The 20,818-nt window shown below is 38.3% G+C and carries 20 protein-coding genes; 19 read left to right on the top strand and 1 reads right to left on the bottom strand.

Annotated features, from left to right (window positions below):
* Positions 1–4: 4 nt before the first annotated feature.
* From TR08_RS01605 to spoVM, 6 genes are all read left to right on the top strand, one after another.
* Positions 5–763: a Stp1/IreP family PP2C-type Ser/Thr phosphatase gene (locus tag TR08_RS01605; protein WP_045515514.1), complete on the top strand. Its 759-nt coding sequence runs from the start codon at positions 5–7 to the stop codon at positions 761–763.
* A complete protein-coding gene (gene pknB, locus TR08_RS01600; RefSeq protein WP_045515312.1) occupies positions 757–2,727 on the top strand; it encodes a Stk1 family PASTA domain-containing Ser/Thr kinase in 1,971 nt (656 codons plus the stop codon). Before TR08_RS01605 ends, pknB begins: the two co-directional genes overlap by 7 nt.
* A gap of 18 nt (positions 2,728–2,745) precedes the next feature.
* Entirely contained in the window at positions 2,746–3,627 is an 882-nt protein-coding gene (gene rsgA, locus TR08_RS01595) for a ribosome small subunit-dependent GTPase A (RefSeq protein ID WP_045515310.1), read from the top strand.
* Positions 3,628–3,629: 2 nt separating this feature from the next.
* Positions 3,630–4,274 (top strand): ribulose-phosphate 3-epimerase, encoded by a 645-nt coding sequence (gene rpe, locus TR08_RS01590; RefSeq protein ID WP_045515308.1) that lies wholly within the window; start codon positions 3,630–3,632, stop codon positions 4,272–4,274.
* A 57-nt stretch (positions 4,275–4,331) separates the two neighbouring features.
* Complete coding sequence (locus TR08_RS01585) at positions 4,332–4,979, top strand: thiamine diphosphokinase (RefSeq protein WP_045515306.1); 648 nt, start codon at positions 4,332–4,334, stop codon at positions 4,977–4,979.
* A 95-nt stretch (positions 4,980–5,074) separates the two neighbouring features.
* Positions 5,075–5,158: a stage V sporulation protein SpoVM gene (spoVM, locus tag TR08_RS01580; protein WP_035445740.1), complete on the top strand. Its 84-nt coding sequence runs from the start codon at positions 5,075–5,077 to the stop codon at positions 5,156–5,158.
* Positions 5,159–5,259: 101 nt separating this feature from the next.
* Here the strand turns inward: spoVM and rpmB are convergent, their stop codons facing one another.
* Positions 5,260–5,448 (bottom strand): 50S ribosomal protein L28, encoded by a 189-nt coding sequence (gene rpmB, locus TR08_RS01575; protein ID WP_045515302.1) that lies wholly within the window; start codon positions 5,446–5,448, stop codon positions 5,260–5,262.
* 248 nt (positions 5,449–5,696) lie between these two features.
* Between rpmB and TR08_RS01570 the strand changes: the two genes are divergently transcribed.
* The 13 genes from TR08_RS01570 to ftsY all read left to right on the top strand — a co-directional run bounded on the left by TR08_RS01570 (position 5,697) and on the right by ftsY (position 20,747).
* Entirely contained in the window at positions 5,697–6,059 is a 363-nt protein-coding gene (locus tag TR08_RS01570; RefSeq protein WP_045515300.1) for an Asp23/Gls24 family envelope stress response protein, read from the top strand.
* Positions 6,060–6,095: 36 nt separating this feature from the next.
* On the top strand, positions 6,096–7,778 hold the full coding sequence (locus TR08_RS01565; RefSeq protein WP_045515298.1) for a DAK2 domain-containing protein: 1,683 nt from the start codon (positions 6,096–6,098) through the stop codon (positions 7,776–7,778).
* 102 nt (positions 7,779–7,880) lie between these two features.
* Complete coding sequence (gene sdaAB / locus TR08_RS01560) at positions 7,881–8,543, top strand: L-serine ammonia-lyase, iron-sulfur-dependent subunit beta (RefSeq protein WP_045515296.1); 663 nt, start codon at positions 7,881–7,883, stop codon at positions 8,541–8,543.
* A 34-nt stretch (positions 8,544–8,577) separates the two neighbouring features.
* Positions 8,578–9,456, top strand: coding sequence for an L-serine ammonia-lyase, iron-sulfur-dependent, subunit alpha (gene sdaAA / locus TR08_RS01555; RefSeq protein WP_045515294.1), 879 nt, complete (start codon positions 8,578–8,580; stop codon positions 9,454–9,456).
* A gap of 1 nt (position 9,457) precedes the next feature.
* The gene (recG, locus tag TR08_RS01550; protein WP_045515292.1) at positions 9,458–11,506 is read left to right on the top strand and encodes an ATP-dependent DNA helicase RecG; all 2,049 of its coding nucleotides are present in this window, start codon (positions 9,458–9,460) and stop codon (positions 11,504–11,506) included.
* 116 nt (positions 11,507–11,622) lie between these two features.
* Positions 11,623–12,207 carry a transcription factor FapR gene (fapR, locus tag TR08_RS01545; protein WP_045515290.1) on the top strand — a complete coding sequence of 195 codons (585 nt, stop codon included), beginning with the start codon at positions 11,623–11,625 and terminating at the stop codon, positions 12,205–12,207.
* Positions 12,204–13,208, top strand: a complete 1,005-nt coding sequence (gene plsX, locus TR08_RS01540; protein ID WP_045515288.1) for a phosphate acyltransferase PlsX — start codon at positions 12,204–12,206, stop codon at positions 13,206–13,208. Before fapR ends, plsX begins: the two co-directional genes overlap by 4 nt.
* Before the next feature lie 14 nt (positions 13,209–13,222).
* On the top strand, positions 13,223–14,170 hold the full coding sequence (gene fabD, locus TR08_RS01535; protein WP_045515286.1) for an ACP S-malonyltransferase: 948 nt from the start codon (positions 13,223–13,225) through the stop codon (positions 14,168–14,170).
* A complete protein-coding gene (gene fabG / locus TR08_RS01530; protein WP_045515277.1) occupies positions 14,167–14,910 on the top strand; it encodes a 3-oxoacyl-[acyl-carrier-protein] reductase in 744 nt (247 codons plus the stop codon). Before fabD ends, fabG begins: the two co-directional genes overlap by 4 nt.
* Positions 14,911–14,979: 69 nt before the next feature.
* Positions 14,980–15,213, top strand: a complete 234-nt coding sequence (gene acpP / locus TR08_RS01525) for an acyl carrier protein (RefSeq protein ID WP_045515275.1) — start codon at positions 14,980–14,982, stop codon at positions 15,211–15,213.
* 158 nt (positions 15,214–15,371) lie between these two features.
* Positions 15,372–16,115, top strand: coding sequence for a ribonuclease III (gene rnc, locus TR08_RS01520; RefSeq protein ID WP_045515273.1), 744 nt, complete (start codon positions 15,372–15,374; stop codon positions 16,113–16,115).
* A gap of 55 nt (positions 16,116–16,170) precedes the next feature.
* A complete protein-coding gene (smc, locus tag TR08_RS01515) occupies positions 16,171–19,737 on the top strand; it encodes a chromosome segregation protein SMC (RefSeq protein ID WP_045515271.1) in 3,567 nt (1,188 codons plus the stop codon).
* 20 nt (positions 19,738–19,757) lie between these two features.
* Positions 19,758–20,747 carry a signal recognition particle-docking protein FtsY gene (ftsY, locus tag TR08_RS01510; protein WP_045515269.1) on the top strand — a complete coding sequence of 330 codons (990 nt, stop codon included), beginning with the start codon at positions 19,758–19,760 and terminating at the stop codon, positions 20,745–20,747.
* Positions 20,748–20,818: the final 71 nt, after the last annotated feature.

Raw genomic sequence — 20,818 nt, 5'->3', positions numbered from 1 at the left:
AGGTTTGAAAGCAGTATTTATGACTGACCAAGGCAAGGTCAGACAACATAACGAAGATGCTGGGGGCATATTTGTAAATAAGGACGGGCACCGCTTAGCTATTGTAGCAGATGGCATGGGCGGTCACCGTGCTGGTGACGTTGCCAGCGCTATGACCATCACTCAATTGAAAAATGACTGGGAAGCATCAAATGGGATTTCGACTGCTGGAGAAGCAGAAAATTGGCTAAGAGAGAAGATATCAAATGTAAACAGCTTGCTTTTTAATCATGCCATGAATCATTTAGAGTGTGACGGTATGGGGACAACCGTTGTAGCAGCCATAAGTAACGAAAGATTTGTGAGCATTGCAAACATTGGTGACAGCCGATGTTATTTACTAAATGAGACTGGTTTTAAACAGGTTACGGAAGACCATTCACTGGTAAATGAACTTGTTCGATCTGGACAAATATCGAAAGAAGATGCTGAGCATCATCCTCGTAAAAATGTGCTGCTGCGTGCTCTTGGTACAGAAAAATCAGTCGAAATGGACATAAAAACCATTATTTTTGAAGAAGGGGATATCCTATTATTATGCTCGGATGGTCTCTCCAATAAAGTAAATGAAAATGAAATGAGCGCTATTCTTACAAATGAAGATCCTTTGGAACAAAAAGCAAGTACGCTAATTTCTCTTGCAAATGAAAATGGTGGAGAGGATAACATTACACTGGCGATTGTGGTGTTTTCTGATTTCAGCGAGGGTGATTTGCAATGTTGATTGGAAAACGATTAAGCGGTCGATATAAAGTGTTAGAAATGATTGGCGGCGGCGGTATGGCGAATGTCTATTTAGCCCACGACATGATTCTTGACCGTGATGTAGCCGTTAAAATGCTGCGCCTTGATTTTGCCAATGATGAAGAATTTATTCGCAGGTTTCGCAGGGAAGCCCAATCCGCGACAAGTTTAGCTCACCCTAGCATCGTAAGTATTTATGATGTTGGCGAAGAAAATGATCTTTATTTTATTGTAATGGAATATGTTGAAGGTCAAACACTGAAACAATACATACAACAAAATTCACCATTACAAGTTCAAGATACAATTGAAATTATGAAACAACTAACATCTGCTATTTCTCATGCCCACCAAAACCATATTATCCACAGGGATATCAAGCCTCAGAATATTCTTGTTGACCGTTTTGGCAATGTGAAAATAACTGATTTTGGAATTGCTATGGCGTTAAGCGCAACAAGTATTACCCAAACAAATTCTGTCCTGGGATCAGTTCACTATTTATCACCTGAACAAGCACGTGGAGGCATGGCAAATAGGAAATCTGATATTTATTCCCTTGGAATAGTCATGTTTGAATTATTAACAGGGAGACTGCCCTTTTCAGGTGAATCTGCTGTTTCAATTGCGTTAAAGCATTTGCAATCGGAAACTCCTTCAGTAAGAAGGTGGAATCCAAATATTCCGCAAAGTGTCGAAAATATCGTATTAAAGGCGACTGCCAAAGATTCTTTTCATCGTTATAACAGTGTAGATGAAATGGAGGAAGATTTAAGAACGGCACTTGATTCAGAAAGACTAAACGAGGCGAAATTTGTTATTCCGATTGATGATGAAGCAACAAAAGCGATTCCCGTCATAACGGATGACCGTCCGTTGCAAAATCTTGATGAAACGTTAGTGCATAGTCATGATAAAATTTCAGACAATGTCAAGAAAGATGCAGTGAAAAAAGTGAAAGACAAGAAAAAACGTAAAAAGTGGCCTATTATATTATTTTCAACCTTTTTATTGTTATTATTGCTGGGAATATTCACTATTACAGTCTTACCAGACTTATTATCCCCTAAAGATGTAAGCATACCTGATATCAGCGGGATGGAACTAGAAGAAGCAATTGACAAATTGGAAGCATCAGGTCTTAAGGCTGGCGAGGAAGAAAAGATACCTGATGATGAAATTGAAGAGGGGAAAGTCATCAAAACAAGACCTGAAGCGGAAAGTATGGTAAAAGAAAATACATCTGTCACAATATTTGTAAGTACTGGTAAGGAAAAGATAATACTAGAAGATTATGTTGAAAAAAACTATGATGATGTAAGTCGTATATTGGAGAATCTAAACTTTAAAGATATTAATACTACTGAAGTTTTTGATGATAGTGAGGCTGGTACAATTCTTAGCCAAGAGCCTGAAGGCGGTCAAGAAATAATACCTGATGAAACTATATTAAGATTTGAAGTAAGTAAGGGGCCTGAACCGATCGTCTTAAGAGACTTAACACAATATAGCACAAAGGGTGCACAGGAATATTTAGATTCTGTTGGACTTAAATTTGAAATTTCAGAAGAAAAGTATGATGATTTGATTCCTAAGGGCAGCATTATTTCGCAGTCACCTCTGCCTAATACGGAATTGAAAAAGGGTGACAAGGTATCTGTTGTAATTTCAAAAGGCAAGGAAGAAAAACCGCCTAAAGATGTAACAAGAGATATCACAATTGAGTACAATCCTCTAGTACCAGGACAAAAACAGAAAGTTCTTATTTATATTGAGGATATGACTCATAGTATGACCGAGCCTGCGGAAGACTTTGAAATTACTTCTACAACAAGAGTACCAATCACATTGAAAATTCCATTCAATGGAAAAGGCGGTTACAGAGTCCAACTTGATGATAGGGTTATTGCGCAAGAAACGTTGAATTATCAAGAATTAGAATAAACTTCAAGGAGTGTGGCTATGCCTGAAGGGAAAATTGTAAAAGCGTTAAGTGGTTTTTATTATGTACTGCATGATGGAGCAATGATTCAATGCCGAGGAAGAGGTGTTTTTCGTAAAAACAAGATTACACCACTTGTCGGTGATGAAGTCATTTTTCAGGCCGAAAATGATCGTGAAGGTTATATTATGGAAGTAAAGGAAAGGAAGAATGAACTGGTTCGTCCGCCTATTGCAAATGTCGATCAAGCCATTCTTGTCTTTTCTGCAGTTGAACCTGATTTTAGTACCGTCCTTTTAGATCGGTTTCTTGTCCTTGTCGAATATAATCATATTAAACCACTTATATGCATTACAAAGATGGATTTAACAAATGACAATGAAAAGCAGGCCATTACAGAATATGCTGATCAATACAGAAATATAGGTTATGAAGTTTTACTTACTTCATCAGAAACAGAAGCTGGTATAGAAGGTTTAACCCCGCATGTCGAAGATAAAATATCGGTTTTTGCTGGTCAATCAGGTGTCGGGAAATCCTCACTTTTAAATGTGTTACGACCTGAACTTGAACTAAAAACGAACGATATTTCCTCACATTTAGGCAGAGGAAAGCACACAACCCGGCATGTTGAATTAATTACGATTGGTAATGGTCTCATTGCTGATACACCGGGCTTTAGTTCATTGGAGTTTATTGATATCGAAGCTGAGGAGTTAACTTATTGCTTCCCGGAAATGGTACGAGAAAGCGAAAATTGTAAATTTCGAGCCTGTTTACATATCAGTGAGCCGAAATGTGCAGTGAAAGCAGCGGTTGAATCACAGACAATTACTCAATATCGCTATCAACATTATGTTGATTTCCTACAAGAAATAAAAGATAGAAAGCCGAGGTATTAATGATGGTGAAAATTGCACCTTCCATCCTTTCTGCTGATTTCGCCAGATTAGGTGAAGAAATAGCTGCAGTTGAAAAGGCTGGGGCTGACTATATCCATATAGATGTTATGGATGGTCATTTTGTTCCAAATATTACGATAGGACCATTAATTGTGGAGGCAATTCGTCCGGTAACTAAGCTTCCCCTGGATGTCCATCTAATGATTGAAAACCCTGACCAATATATTGAAGCCTTTGCTAAAGCAGGAGCAGATTACATTACAGTACACGTTGAAGCTTGCCGACACCTACATCGGACTCTTCATCATATTAAATCATTTGGAATTAAAGCAGGAGTTGTGTTAAACCCAGCTACGCCTGTTGATACCATTCAGCATATATTAGCAGATATTGATATGGTGCTGTTAATGTCCGTGAATCCGGGGTTCGGTGGACAAAAGTTCATACCTGAAGTCCTTCCTAAAATTAAAAAAGTAAAGGAAATAGCGAACGCAATAGGAAAAGAAATTGAGATTGAAATAGATGGCGGGGTAAATCCTGAAACTGCAAAATTATGTGTTGATGCAGGGGCCAATGTTCTGGTTGCTGGATCAGCTATTTATAATCAAGAGGACTACGCAGCAGCAATCTCGTTAATAAGAGGATAAAAAGTAAAAAGCCGGCTTAATTGCTGGCTTTTTGTGTAGCAAAAAGGGGGACATAGAATGAATATAAATATTTTAGCAGGAGGTCCAGAAGAACTTCTTCCTAATTTAAATGAACATTCAAGTGAAAATGACATTTGGGTTGGAGTTGACCGTGGGGTATATACCCTTATTAACAAGAATATTACACCAGAGATTGCTTTTGGTGACTTCGATTCTGTTTCCAAAGAAGAATTGCTTGTAATCGAAGGCAAGGTAAAGGAAATGAAGAGGTTTAAGCCCGAAAAAAATGAAACAGATATGGAGCTCGCTTTAAATTGGGCCATTAAACAAGAGCCTGATCTAATTCGAATTTTTGGAGCTACTGGCGGGAGATTAGATCATCTCCTAGCGAATGTACACTTGATGGTCAACCCGTTAATGAAAGGAAATAAATTAAACATTGTTCTTATTGATAATCAAAATATTTTAGCATTAAAAGGTCCAGGAAGTTATAAAATTGAAAAGAGGGTAGATAAAAAGTATATTTCATTTGTTCCTCTAACCCTTAACGTAGAAGGTCTCACTCTTGAGGGCTTTAAATATCCGTTAATAAAACGTCATATTTCCATCGGCTCTACATTATGTATTAGTAATGAACTTATTAGTGATAATGGTACTTTTTCATTTTCGGAAGGCATATTATTAGTGATAAGAAGTAATGATTAATAGCTTAATAAGAGGTACTGATTTCGTCCGTTTGAATAAAATAGTAAGGGCGTACGAGAGAAGTTAGATGTGTGAGATGGTGAGGAGGGACATAAATGAAGTTTTATACAATTAAACTGCCAAAGTTTTTAGGTGGACTTGTCCGAGCGATGATTGGTGCATTTAAAAAGAATGAATAGAAGATCTGTCTAAGCACCTATTAAATGGGTGCTTTTTTATTTTGAGGAAATATGGGAAAGATATTAAGAAAGGGCACCCTGATATAGGATGCCCAAACATATTAAACGCGTTCTACTTTACCAGCTCTTAACGCTCTTGTAGAAACCCAAACACGCTTAGGCTTTCCATCAACAAGAATACGTACTTTTTGTAGGTTAGCACCCCATGTACGCTTGTTAGCGTTCATAGCGTGAGAACGTGCGTTACCAGTTGTAGTTTTCTTTCCAGTTACAACACATTTACGTGGCATAATGATTCCCTCCTTAATACCCAAAGCTTTATACAGCATTTACGTTATTGTCTAAAGATACCTTAATAATTTATCATACAACCAGTTTGAATGCAATAGTGATTAATAAACGTTTCAAGAAAAATACCTTGACATGCATGATTATTGTCTGTGGATACTAGTAAGAAGAAAGTATCGCTTTCAAATTTTTCATCACTATAGTAAAATGACTTTAGTCAAGGAGCAATTTCCAAAAGGGGGAACGATTCATGTCCATTGAATTAAAAACTAAGTTCGGACAAATTGATATTTCAAATGAAGTAATCGCCACCATCGCTGGAGGTGCCGCTATCGACTGTTATGGAATTGTCGGTATGGCATCAAAGAGTCAAATAAAAGACGGTCTTACAGAAATTTTAAGAAAAGAAAATTTTACTCGTGGAGTTATTGTTCGCCAAGAGAATGAAGAAGTACATATTGATATGTATATAATTGTCAGCTATGGAACAAAGATTTCCGAGGTTGCTCATAACGTGCAATCAAAGGTGAAATACACACTTGATAAGACCGTTGGACTTGCCGTTGACTCGGTAAATATTTACGTTCAGGGAGTTCGTGTGACGAACCCTTAAGTGGTGTAACGAACCGCAAGTAGAGGAGGAAAGTTTGTGTCTATTACAGCTTTAGATGGAAAACGTTTTGCAGAAATGGTGATTCAGGGTGCGAATCATTTAGGGGCCAACGCAAAAATGGTCGATGCGTTAAACGTTTTTCCTGTGCCCGATGGTGATACTGGAACGAATATGAATTTATCAATGACCTCAGGGGCAAAGGAAGTAAAAAATAATGTTCAGGAACATATTGGTAAAGTGGGAGTAGCTTTATCAAAGGGTTTACTTATGGGTGCTAGAGGCAACTCCGGGGTAATCCTTTCCCAATTATTTCGTGGATTTTCAAAAGCAATCGAAACACAAGCTGCTATCTCTGGAAAAGAATTTGCTGCGGCATTAGAATCCGGTGTCGAAACCGCCTATAAAGCAGTAATGAAGCCGGTGGAGGGAACGATTTTAACAGTAGCAAAAGATTCGGCAAAAAGAGGTGTGCAGGCTTCCCAAAAATCGAACGATATCATCGAGATTATGGAAGAAGTCTTAAAAGAGGCAAAGGCATCGCTTAAGCGTACACCTGACCTTCTTCCTGTTCTAAAGGAAGTTGGAGTAGTGGATAGCGGGGGCCAAGGGCTTGTCTTTGTCTATGAAGGATTTCTTGCTGAATTAAAAGGTGAGCAGCTTCCGGATTCACCGGAAAGCTATCCTTCTATGGACGAAATGGTTAATGCTGAACACCACAAGAGTGTCCAAAGTCATATGAATACAGAAGATATTGTATTTGGCTATTGTACAGAATTTATGGTGAAGTTTGAAGATGCCAAGTTGGCCAAGCATCCTTTCGATGAACAGGTTTACCGTAACGATCTTAGTAAGCTTGGAGATTCCTTACTAGTAATTGCCGATGACGAGGTTGTAAAGGTACATATTCACTCCGAACAGCCTGGTGATTGCCTAAGCTATGGACAGAGATACGGAAGCTTAATTAATATTAAAATTGAAAACATGAGGCAGCAGCATTCCAACATTGTTGGAGAAATGCACACACCTTTAGTTTCAGATAAACCTCAAGTTTCTAAAGAACAGCAGGAGTATGGAATTGTTACTGTTTCAATGGGATCTGGTATTGCCGAATTATTCAAAAGTATAGGAGCACATGCAGTAATCGAAGGCGGACAAACGATGAATCCAAGTACAGAGGATATTGTTAAAGCCGTTAAAGAAGTGAATGCGAAAAAAGTATTTATTCTCCCGAATAATAAAAATATTATTATGGCTGCCCAACAAGCTGCTGATGTATCGGATGAAGAAATCTATGTAATCCCGTCTAAGACAGTTCCTCAAGGTCTTTCTGCACTTTTAGCATTTAATCCAGCTGGAGATGTTAAAACAAATGAAGCAACCATGACGGAAGCAATGCAGCATGTAAAAACGGGGCAAATTACCTTTGCCGTTCGCGATACCCAAATCGATGGGTTAGAAATTGAGAAAGATGATTTCATGGGAATTGCTGAAGGTAAAATTGTCGTAAAAAACAAAGATAAAGGGAAAGTCGCGGAAGACTTGCTCTCTAAGATGGTAGATGATGATTCGGAAATTTTAACCATCATTTATGGTGAAGACATTACAGAGGATGACGTAAATGCACTTACAGCGTTTGTTGAAGAGCGTTTCGAGGATATAGAAGTTGAACTTCATAATGGAAAACAACCATTATATTCATTTATCTTTGCAATTGAATAAGTGATAAAATAGAAGGGGAAAAACCCTTCTTTTTTCTTTTTTCTGTGTTATAAATATAGATAGTAACCAAATAGATTTTTTTGTCCTAGGGGGAGAAGACGGATGAAATATAGAAGCGTGTTTGACATAATTGGACCTGTAATGATTGGACCATCTAGTTCACATACGGCTGGTGCTGCCAGAATTGGCAGAGTAGCTAGGAGCTTATTTGGCAGGGAACCAAAATGGGCGAATATTTCTTTATACGGCTCATTTGCTAAGACGTATAAAGGACATGGTACAGATGTTGCGATTGTTGGTGGTTTGTTAGATTTTGATACCGATGACGTAAGAATTATAAATGCAATTGATATATCGAATGAACGGGGTATTAAACTCCGATTTATAGAAGAAGAAGCCGTTACTGATCATCCTAACACCGCTAGAGTAATTATTGGCGATGATAAAGGTGAATTAGAGCTTGTTGGAATTTCAATTGGCGGCGGAAAAATCGAAGTGACTGAGTTAAATGGTTTTGAACTTAAATTATCAGGAAACCATCCAGCAATATTAGTTGTTCATAATGATCGTTTTGGTGCAATTGCGAGCGTTTCAAATATATTAGCGAAATACGAAATCAATATTGGTCATATGGAAGTTTCAAGAAAAGAAATAGGAAAGCTAGCTCTTATGACCATTGAAGTGGACCAAAACATCGAAGAAAAAATCCTTAATGAACTTGAACAACTACCAAATATACTGAAGGTAACTAAGATTGTAGACTAGCTAGACATTATAATAACAACAAGGGGGAAGGCAATTGTTTCGAAATGTTGCAGAGTTAGTAGAGCTTGCGATTAGTAAAAATAAAAAAATCTCAGAAATTATGATCGAGCAAGAAATGGATGTCACCGGACGTACCAGGGAAGAAGTCCTGAACTTTATGGACAGAAATTTAAGGGTTATGGAGGAAGCGGTTGAACGTGGAATTAAAGGAGTAAAATCTCACTCAGGTTTAACCGGTGGTGATGCAGTTCTAATGCAAAAATATATTGAAAAAGGTAACTTCTTATCAGGTAAAACCGTCCTTGACGCAGTGAGCAAAGCCGTAGCGACGAATGAAGTGAATGCTGCGATGGGAACCATTTGTGCTACACCGACAGCAGGTTCAGCTGGAGTTGTGCCTGGCACGCTTTTTGCAGTGAAAAATAAGCTCAATCCGACTAGGGAGGAAATGATAGCCTTTCTATTTACCGCAGGAGCTTTTGGTTTTGTAGTTGCAAACAATGCTTCGATTTCAGGTGCTGCTGGTGGATGCCAAGCGGAGGTAGGCTCTGCTTCAGGAATGGCTGCTGCAGCTATCGTTGAAATGGCAGGCGGCACTCCTGAGCAATGCGCGGAAGCGATGGCAATAACATTGAAAAACATGCTCGGTCTTGTTTGTGATCCAGTTGCCGGTCTTGTAGAGGTACCATGTGTAAAAAGAAATGCAATGGGTGCAGCCAATGCGATGGTGGCTGCGGATATGGCTTTAGCTGGTATTACAAGCAGGATTCCATGTGATGAAGTCATTGATGCTATGTATAAAATTGGACAATCTATGCCGACAGCATTAAAAGAAACAGCACAGGGAGGGTTGGCGGCAACTCCGACAGGTCGTGAACTCGAGGCTAAGATCTTCGGTATTCCGCGCGTCTAAAGTGAATCAATATCTTAAACAATCAGTGACAGTATTAAAGGGAATTGGGGAAGAGACGGCTGAGAGTTTAGCAGAAATGAAAATATTTACGGTTCAAGATTTATTAGAGTATTTTCCTTATCGTTATGAAGATTATCGGTTGCGTGAACTCACTGAGGTTAAGCATGACGAGAAAATTACAGTAGAAGGGAAGGTTCATAGTGAGCCTTCTCTTACATATTTTGGTCGGAAGAAATCCAAGCTGATGATTAGAATGTTCGTCGGGCAATATTTAATTAAGGTTATATTTTTTAATCAGCCTTATTTAAAGAGTAAAATCGTCATGAATGAAACCATTACTGTTACAGGTAAATGGGACGCCCATCGACAAACGATCACCGCTAATGAAATGCAGGCAGGACAAAATTCAAAAGCAAAAGATTTTGAGCCTATATACTCACTAAAAGGCAAAATAACGACTAAAGGAATGCGTAAATTTATTTCAATTGCGTTTCAACAATTCGGTCAATATATTGAGGAAAGTTTACCCTTATCTCTTGTTAAAAAGTATCGTTTATTAGACCGCAGTGATGCGCTGAGAGCCATGCATTTTCCGGTTAACCAGGAGGACGTAAAGCAGGCTCGCCGTCGACTAGTTTATGAGGAATTCCTGTTATTTCAGTTGAAAATGCAGGCATTACGAAAATTTGAACGGGAGCATTCACCTGGAATTGAACAAAACTATCTTGTAACGAAGGTAGAAAAATTTATTCATTCTTTACCTTTTCCTTTGACCAATGCGCAAAACCGTGTTGTATCAGAAATATTAAATGACCTCAAGTCACCGCTTAGAATGAATCGTCTCTTGCAAGGAGACGTTGGCTCTGGGAAAACGGTGGTGGCAGCCATTGGATTATATGCAAGTGTTATAGCTGGCTACCAAGGGGCATTAATGGTTCCAACGGAAATTCTAGCAGAACAGCACGCTGAGTCACTTAATGGGCTGCTAGAACCTTTTAGTCTTAGATGTGAATTGTTAACTAGTTCAGTTAAAGGAAAACGTAGAAGAGAAATTCTTCAAAATTTATCTGAAGGAAAAGTAGATATTTTAATAGGGACTCATGCACTTATACAAGACGAGGTAACCTTTAAAAAATTGGGATTTGTCATTACTGATGAACAGCACCGGTTTGGTGTGGAACAACGAAGAGTGTTACGGGAAAAAGGAGAAAACCCTGATGTCCTGTTCATGACGGCTACACCGATACCAAGAACACTCGCTATTACTGTCTTTGGTGAGATGGATGTATCCATCATTGATGAAATGCCGGCGGGCAGAAAAGCGATAGAAACCTACTGGTCAAAACCGGAAATGTTGGGAAGAGTCCTTTCTTTTATAGAAAAGGAATTGGTAAAGGGTCATCAGACTTATGTGATTTGTCCGTTAATTGAAGAATCAGACAAGCTAGATGTTCAAAATGCAATAGACGTTCATACTACTCTATCCCACCATTTTCAAAATCGTTATAAGGTTGGACTAATGCATGGGCGTTTAAGCTCAGAAGAAAAAGATACGATAATGAAGGCATTTAGCTCCAATGAGGTACAGGTATTAGTATCAACTACAGTAGTGGAAGTAGGAGTCAATGTTCCGAATGCCACGATGATGGTTATTTATGATGCGGAAAGATTTGGTCTTTCACAGCTCCATCAGCTTCGTGGTAGGGTAGGAAGGGGCAGTGACCAGTCCTATTGTATTTTATTAGCAGATCCAAAGTCAGAAGTAGGTCAGGAAAGAATGCGAATTATGACCGAAACAAATGATGGATTTGTTTTAAGTGAAAAGGATCTCGAATTACGCGGACCTGGAGACTTCTTTGGGAAAAAACAAAGCGGGATACCCGAATTCAAGGTTGCAGACATGGTTCATGATTATCGTGCCCTTGAAACAGCTAGGAATGATGCTTCACTAATGATCCAGTCAAATACCTTCTGGAAAGCTAAAGAGTATGAATTCTTAAGAAATCAACTTGAAGACACAGGTGTGTTAGAAGGAGAAAAACTAGATTAATTTATAAAATCAACTTGGAGCAGATTGCAAGAATAAAAACTTATTCTTGCAATCTGCTTTTTCTAATTTTATACTACTATTAGTACCTAGTCATAATAGCTCGGACGGTGTGTGAAATGAGAAGAACAAAAAAAGATCGACAACAAATGCTAAAGGAAACCATTAAGGAAAATCCTTTTATTACGGATGAAGACCTTGCAGAAAAATTTCAAGTTAGTGTGCAAACTATTCGCCTTGATCGTTTGGAATTATCGATTCCCGAATTACGGGAAAGGATAAAGTATGTTGCCGAGAAAAAATTTGAAGATGAGGTTCGGTCTTTACCTCTTGAAGAAGTTATTGGAGAAATTATTGATATTGATTTAGATCAAAGTGCTATTTCAATACTTGATGTTAGAGAAGAGCATGTTTTTGTTCGGAACAAGATAGCTCGGGGGCACCACGTTTTCGCCCAGGCAAATTCACTAGCAGTAGCGGTAATAAATGATGAATTGGCGTTAACAGCAAAGGCGAATATCCAATTTAAGCGCTCAGTAAAACAAGGTGAACGAGTAATTGCCAAAGCAAAAGTTTTAAAGATTGATGATGGACTTGGCAGGACAATTGTTGAAGTAACAAGTTATGTCAATAACGAACTTGTTTTTATAGGCGAATTCGAAATGTACCGTTCAGAAAAATCATTAAAGGATGAGAAAAGATGAAGTTAGCTATCGATGCAATGGGGGGCGACCATGCTCCTAAAGAAATCGTTATCGGTGCAATGAAAGCGGTAGAAGCATTTACAGATATACATATAACCCTAGTCGGGGATGAAACCAAAATTAAAGAATACTTAACAAAACAGGAACGGATAAGCATTTTACATACAACCGAGGTCATTCTTGGTACAGACGAACCTGTGAGGGCTGTTCGTCGAAAAAAAACTGCCTCCATGGTACTAGCAGCACAGCAAGTAGCTGATGGAAACGCAGACGCGTGTATATCAGCAGGAAATACAGGTGCATTGATGGCTGCTGGATTGTTTGTTGTAGGCAGGATTGAGGGTATAGACCGCCCTGCGCTTTCCCCTACATTACCTACAATTGGCGGGGAAGGGTTTCTCCTTTTAGACGTAGGGGCAAATGTTGATGCCAAGCCGGAGCATTTGCTGCAATATGCAATTATGGGCTCTATTTATAGTGAAAAAGTACGAGGCACTGCTAAACCGCGTGTGGGTCTATTAAATATTGGAACAGAAGAAAAAAAGGGAAATGAGTTAACAAAACATGCATTTGACCTTTTAAAAAATGCAAATATTAATTTTGTCGGAAATGTGGAGGCGAGGGACCTTCTAGATGGAGTAGCGGATGTAGTAGTTACCGATGGATTTACTGGAAATATGGTGTTAAAAACAGTAGAGGGAACGGCGATGTCCATGTTCAAAATGCTAAAAAGGACGTTAATGAGCAGTATGAAGAGTAAGCTAGCTGCAGCTGTTTTAAAGCCAGAATTTACTGCCTTAAAAAATACATTGGACTATTCCGAATATGGCGGCGCTGGTTTATTTGGTTTAAAGGCTCCAGTTATCAAGGCTCATGGTTCTTCAAACAGTCAGTCCATCTTTAGTGCGATCCGGCAAACAAGAGAAATGGTCGACAAGGATGTTGTCGGTCTTATTAAAAAGACGATGGAAGAAGCAAATAACTCAAAAATAGAGGTTTAAGAAGGAGTGCCGATATGGGAAAGATTGCGTTCGTATTTCCTGGTCAAGGCTCACAAACTGTTGGTATGGCGAAGCAGCTTGCTGAGCAGTATCCTGAGGTAATGCAATATTTTAAAAAAGCTGACGAAACACTTTCAGATGAATTAAGTAAGCTTATATTTGAGGGACCTCAAGAAGAATTGACCAAAACCGTAAATACACAGCCAGCTTTATTAACAACTTGTATGGCTATTCTAGAAAGATTCCAAAAATCAGCAATCAAGCCTGATTATGTAGCAGGACATAGTCTGGGTGAATATACAGCCCTTGTAGCAGCTGGTGCATTAACCTTTGAGAATGGCGTCTTTGCTGTAAGAAAAAGAGGAGAATTTATGGAGGGAGCTGTTCCAAATGGTGAGGGTTCAATGGCAGCCATTTTAGGGCTAGACCGTGAACCTCTTTCTGAGGTAACAGCTGAAGTTAGTGAAGCTGGCTTCCCAGTTTCTCTAGCGAACTTGAATTGTCCGGGTCAAATTGTTATCTCGGGATCTCGAAAAGGTGTTGAGCTTGCAGGGGTAAAAGCGAAAGAAGTCGGTGCGAAAAGAGCGATTCCTTTGGAAGTCAGCGGTCCATTCCATTCTTCATTAATGAAACCTGCTGCTAGCCAATTACGTGAGGTTTTAGATGGACTTGATATGAAAGATGCGCTTATTCCTGTAATTGCAAATGTTTCAGCAAATCCAATGACAACAGCAGAAGAAATAAAGGGAAATTTAATTGAACAGCTTTATTCACCTGTCTTGTGGGAAGATTCTGTTGTGAAAATGATTGATTTAGGTGTTGATACGTTCATTGAAATTGGTCCTGGTAAGGTGCTTTCAGGTTTAATAAAAAAAATAAACCGTAGTGTTAAAACGTATTCGATTTCTGATGAGGATACCTGTCAATCAGTTATCGAGGCATTGAAGGAGGAAAACCTATGACTTTAGAAGGCAAAGTTGCCTTAGTAACCGGTGCGTCAAGAGGGATAGGCAGAGAAATTGCCCTCGAGCTTGCAAAGCAGGGAGCGAATGTCGCAGTAAATTATGCTGGCAGTGAAGGTAAAGCGAATGAAGTGGTAGATGATATAAAAGCTATTGGTAAAGAAGCCTTTGCGATAAAGTGTGATGTGTCCAATGGCGAAGAAGTAGCAGCTATGGTTAAAGAAACTGTGGATAGATTTGGTAAATTGGATATACTTGTGAATAATGCTGGTATAACAAAAGACAATTTATTAATGAGAATGAAAGAAGAAGAATGGGATGATGTTATTAACATTAATCTAAAGGGTGTTTTTCTCTGTACAAAAGCTGTAACACGCCAAATGATGAAACAGCGTGTTGGTCGTATTATTAATATCACATCAGTCGTTGGTGTAAGTGGTAATCCGGGACAAGCTAACTATGTAGCAGCAAAATCCGGTGTCATTGGCTTAACTAAGACGTCTGCAAAAGAGCTTGCTTCTCGTAATATCACAGTAAATGCTATTGCACCAGGTTTTATTACAACCGATATGACAGATAAATTATCGGATGAGGTAAAAGCTGAGATGTTAAAACAAATTCCGCTAGCTCGTTTAGGTGAACCAAAGGACATTGCAAAAATGACAGCCTTCCTAGCGTCAGACGATAGTTCCTATATTACTGGTCAAACACTTCATATCAATGGCGGAATGGTAATGTAAAATTATTTTTTAATACATTTATTATTTTACTGAAATACTCTATAATAGCTTGAGGGGAGGTGAACTAGAATGGCAGAGGTATTAGAACGCGTAACAAAAATCATCGTTGACCGCTTAGGTGTAGATGAGTCACAAGTTAAACTTGAAGCTTCTTTTAAAGATGATCTTGGTGCTGATTCCCTTGACGTGGTTGAACTAGTTATGGAATTAGAAGATGAGTTTGATATGGAAATTTCTGACGATGATGCTGAAAAAATCGGCACAGTTGGTGATGCTGTTAATTACATAAATAGCAAGAATTAATTTCGTTGGATTTCTTCAAAAGCTCCGTTTTCAAACGGAGCTTTCTTCTGTATTATAGAACTTGGCAATATAACTGCCGGGTTTCTTTGCGTTTTGAATTGAATTTACTTAAACTATTTATAGATATGTGTAAAAAATATGCAAGGTGGAGACTTTAAATGCGCAGAAAAGGTAAGGAAAAAGAAATGAACAATCGCGCAATAGAAAATCAATTTAAGGATTTTCAAACGAAGATCGGTATTCATTTTGAAAATGAAAGGCTATTAAAACAAGCTTTTACTCATTCATCCTATGTGAATGAGCATCGCAGAAAGCCTTATGAAGATAATGAGAGGCTTGAATTTTTAGGGGATGCTGTACTAGAACTCACTGTTTCAAAATTCCTGTTTCTGAAATATCCAATGATGAGTGAAGGAGAGCTAACAAAGCTCAGAGCTGCTATCGTTTGTGAGCCCTCGCTTGTAACCTTAGCCAACGAACTTTGCTTTGGCAAATTAATTTTGTTGGGAAAGGGAGAAGAAATGACTGGGGGCAGGGAGCGTCCTGCTCTATTAGCTGATGTATTCGAAGCATTCATTGGCGCGCTTTACCTGGATAAGGGGCTTGAGGTAGTAATTGAATTTCTAGATAAAGTAGTATTTCCTAAAATTAATGAAGGTGCTTTTTCTCATGTGATGGATTTTAAGAGCCAACTTCAAGAATTAATTCAGAGAGATGGGACAGGTTTGATCGAATATAAAGTATTGATTGAAAAAGGACCTGCTCATAGCAAAGAATTTGTTTCAAGAGTTTCATTAAATGGTGAAGAATTAGGTATCGGTACGGGTAAATCGAAAAAAGAAGCAGAACAGCATGCCGCCCAAATGGCATTGGAGGTTTTAAAGCAAAAACATCATAATTAAACAACAAAAGAATGCTAAGGAAAGATTCCGGCCAAGCTCTAGGGAGGAATAGGATATGTTTTTAAAACGGTTGGACATCATTGGCTTTAAATCTTTTGCAGATCGTATTGGGGTGGATTTTGTTCAAGGAGTCACTGCTGTAGTTGGTCCAAATGGAAGTGGGAAAAGTAATATAACAGATGCTATTCGCTGGGTTTTGGGTGAGCAATCTGCTAAATCACTTAGAGGCTCTAAAATGGAAGATATCATTTTTGCGGGAAGCGATACGAGAAAGCCGTTAAATTATGCGGAAGTGACCTTAACTCTTGATAATCAAGACGAAGGCTTATCTATTGATTACAATGAAGTAAGTGTAACAAGAAGGGTCACCCGTTCGGGAGATAGTGAATTTTTAATAAATAAACAACCTTGCAGACTTAAAGATATTATTGATTTGTTTATGGACTCTGGCCTTGGCAGAGAAGCGTTCTCCATTATCAGCCAAGGGAAAGTAGAAGAAATTCTTAACAGTAAGGCAGAGGATCGAAGAACGATCTTTGAAGAAGCTGCAGGTGTTTTAAAATATAAAAATCGTAAGAAAAAAGCAGAAGCTAAATTAGTAGAAACACAGGGTAATTTAAATCGTGTAAATGATATACTCCACGAACTTGAAGGGCAAGTTGAACCGTTAAAGATTCAGGCTTCAATGGCAAAAGATTACTTAGAAAAAAAAGAAGAACTTGAAAAAATTGAAGTAGCCTTAACGGTTTACGATATTGAAGATTTACATCAAGAATGGACGCGGGTTTCAGAGTTGCTTGCAGAACATCAGCAGGAAGAAATTAAACTTGCGGCACAGCTGCAGCTTAAGGAAGCCAAAATAGAAGAAACAAGGGACCACATTGCTGCACTTGATGAGTCCGTTTCTGATTTACAAAATGTTCTTCTCCATGCGAGTGAAGAATTAGAAAAGTTAGAAGGCAGAAAAGAAGTTTTAAAAGAACGGAAGAAAAATGCATCTCAAAATAGAGCTCAGCTAGAAAAAAGTATTGCTGAACTAACGGATAAGATATCACATTTAAAGAGAAATAGAGACGTACAAGCTGACCTTGTTAATAAACTTTCTGAACAAGTAAATTCTCTTCAATCTCAGTTAAAAGAAAAACAAGAAAAATTTGCGTTATTTACTGAAAATATTGATGAAAAAATCGAGTCTTTAAAGAGTGAATATATTGAACTGTTAAATGACCAGGCTGGAGCGAAAAATGAGTTAAAATATATCGACCAGCAGCTCGAGCAGCAAGAAACAAAGAGCTCGCGCCTTGACTCGGAAAATGTAAAATTTATCGATGAAAGACAAATAGCTCAAAATAAGATGTCAGAAATTCAAACAGCTTTAGAAGAAGTACAAAAGTATCTTTCGAATCAAGTTTCAACTTTCAGGGAGAAGCAGCGTAGGCTTGAAAATGCAAAAAATAATTATCAAAAGCAAGAAAAGACTTTATACCAAGCTTATCAAATTCTTCAGCAGGCAAAATCAAGAAAAGATATGCTTGAGGAAATGGAAGATGATTATTCGGGATTTTTTCAAGGAGTTAAAGAAGTATTAAAAGCCCGAGGGAAAAAGCTGCAAGGTATTGAAGGTGCAGTAGCCGAGCTCGTAACGGTGCCAAAAGAGTATGAGACAGCACTTGAGACAGCTTTAGGCGGTGCTTTGCAACATATTGTCGTAGATACGGAACAAAATGCCCGCTTGGCTATCCAATTCTTAAAACAAAATTCATTCGGTCGCGCTACCTTTTTGCCATTAAGCGTCATAAAAGGCAGATTGTTGTCGTCCTCACAACAATATTCTATTCAAAACCACCCTTCATTGGTAGGGTCTGCTGTCGACTTAGTAATCTTTGACCCAAAATACAGAGAAGTCATAAGTAATCTTTTAGGTAATGTTGTCATTACAAAAGATTTAAAGGGTGCAAACGAACTGGCCAAAATTCTTCAGTATCGTTGTCGAATGGTTACTCTAGATGGAGATATCGTAAATCCTGGCGGTTCGATGACAGGCGGGGCACAAAAACAGAAGACAAGCTCATTATTGACAAGAAAAGGTGAGCTTGAAGAGTTGAAGGAAAAACTAATCGTGATGAGTGACAAAACTTCAAGTCTAGAAAGCCAGGTTAAATCATTAAAAGAAGATGTTAGAAAGTTTGAACAAGAGCTAGAGGAAATGCGAAAGTCTGGCGAGGAATTAAGACAAAAGGAGCAAACGTTAAAAGGTGACCTCCGTGAAGCTGAATTTGAGGCAAAGAATATTAATGACCGATTGAAAATCTATGATCTTGAAAAATGTCAATTGATAGATGAACAGAAAGCCTTAACAAACCGAAAAGGTGAATTGAATAAGGCAATTACTGACTATAAAGATAAGGTAGCTTCTCTTGATGTTCAAATTGACAGACTTACAGAACAAAAAACAAATGATATCTCATCAAAAGAAACGCTAACAATAGAAATAACAGATTTAAAAGTTGAGTTTGCTGCAAAAAATGAACAATTTGTAAATACAAAAGAACGTTTTGCTTTGATTGTTGAAGAATTAAAGGAAAGTGAAGAGAGGTTTGCTCTTTATAAAGAAGATCTTATGCTGTTAACATCGGAGATGGAGGGCAGTACTTCTGGCGAAGAACAATTAGAAGCTGCCGCTAAACGCAAGCAGCAGGACAAGGAAGAAACGATTTCATTAATTTCTTCAAGAAGGCAGGAACGGCTCCAAATGCATTCTGCACTTGAAGATGCCGAAATTGAAGCTAAAGAAATAAAAAGACTTCATAAGGGAATGGTTGAAGTTTTAAAGGATGAAGAAGTAAAAATCAACCGCTTAGATGTTGAACTTGAAAACAAACTTGCACATTTAAGAGAAGAATATTTATTATCCTTTGAGGGTGCAAAAGAACAATATCCGCTTGTTTTGCCAGTGGACGAAGCAAGGAAAAAAGTGAAACTGATAAAATTAGCGATTGATGAACTTGGAAGTGTTAACATTGGAGCAATTGAAGAATATGACAGAGTCTCGGAACGTTATGAATTTTTGAATGAGCAAAAGAACGACCTCCAAGTGGCGAAAGATACTCTTTACCAGGTTATTGACGAAATGGATATTGAAATGAAAAAACGATTCGAGCATACGTTTAATGGAATTCGTGAACATTTTGAACCTGTATTCCAAGCTTTATTTGGTGGTGGTAGAGCAGATTTAAAACTTACAAACTCGGAGGATCTATTAAATACGGGAGTAGAAATCGTTGCCCAGCCACCAGGAAAGAAACTGCAAAATCTTGGATTATTATCGGGTGGAGAAAGAGCATTAACAGCGATTGCACTGCTATTTTCCATTTTAAAAGTCCGCCCTGTTCCATTTTGCATTCTAGATGAAGTGGAAGCAGCTTTAGATGAAGCAAACGTTTTTCGTTTTAGTCAATATCTAAAGAGATTTAGTGTGGAAACCCAGTTTATTGTCATCACTCACAGAAAAGGCACGATGGAAGAAGCCGATGTTTTATACGGTGTTACTATGCAGGAATCAGGTGTCTCAAAGCTTGTTTCTGTCCGGCTCGAGGATACGAAGGAGCTTGTCGAAACTTAATTTATAGGAAGTGAAGAAAAATGAGCTTTTTTAAAAAATTAAAAGAGAAAATAACAAAACAAACTGAGACAGTAACGGAAAAATTTAAAGATGGTCTTTCGAAAACGAGAAATAACTTCTCTGGAAAAGTAAATGACCTTGTTGCCAGGTACCGGAAAGTGGATGAAGATTTCTTTGAGGAATTAGAAGAAATATTAATTCAAGCAGATGTAGGCTTTGATACGGTCATGAAACTCATTGAAGAGTTGAAGATGGAGGTCAAACGACGCAATATACAGGACCCCCGGGAAGTTCAAAGTGTAATATCGGAAAAGCTAGTTGATATTTACAATGCGGGTGAGGAACAATCTTCTAAATTAAATATTCAAGAGGATGGGCTTACTGTCATCTTATTTGTCGGTGTTAATGGGGTGGGAAAAACAACGACAATCGGTAAACTTGGTCATAAGTTCAAAAGTGAAGGGAAATCAGTTTTATTAGCAGCTGGAGATACTTTCCGTGCTGGAGCAATTGAACAATTAGAAGTATGGGGAGAAAGAGTCGGAGTTGACGTTATTAAGCAGGCAGAAGGCTCTGATCCCGCAGCAGTAATGTTTGACGCGATTAAGGCAGCGAAATCTCGGAAGGTTGATATTTTGATTTGTGATACAGCGGGACGCTTGCAAAATAAAGTCAACTTGATGAAGGAGCTTGAAAAGGTAAAAAGGGTAATCGAGCGAGAAGTACCTGGTGCACCACACGAAGTTCTGCTTGTTCTAGATGCAACCACAGGTCAAAATGCACTTATTCAGGCTAAGACCTTTAAAGAGGTAACAAATGTGAGCGGGATTGTTCTTTCCAAGTTAGACGGTACGGCAAAAGGCGGGATTGTCTTGGCAATTAGAAATGAGTTGAAAATTCCTGTAAAATACGTTGGGCTTGGTGAAAAAATGGATGATCTTCAGGAATTTAATGCAGAGCAATATGTTTATGGACTATTTGCAGACCAGGTGGATAATGCTGTAAATTGATGTAAAGATATTTTCTTGACAGACTGCAAGGGACTGTGTAAACTACATTTGTAAAGGCTTTTCACTTAACA

It is taken from the genome of Neobacillus niacini, from assembly GCF_000759675.1.
Classification (GTDB): Bacteria; Bacillota; Bacilli; order Bacillales; family Cytobacillaceae; genus Neobacillus; species Neobacillus niacini_A.
Note: the sequence above shows the minus strand (reverse complement) of the source record. Positions and strands in the feature narration are given on the sequence as shown.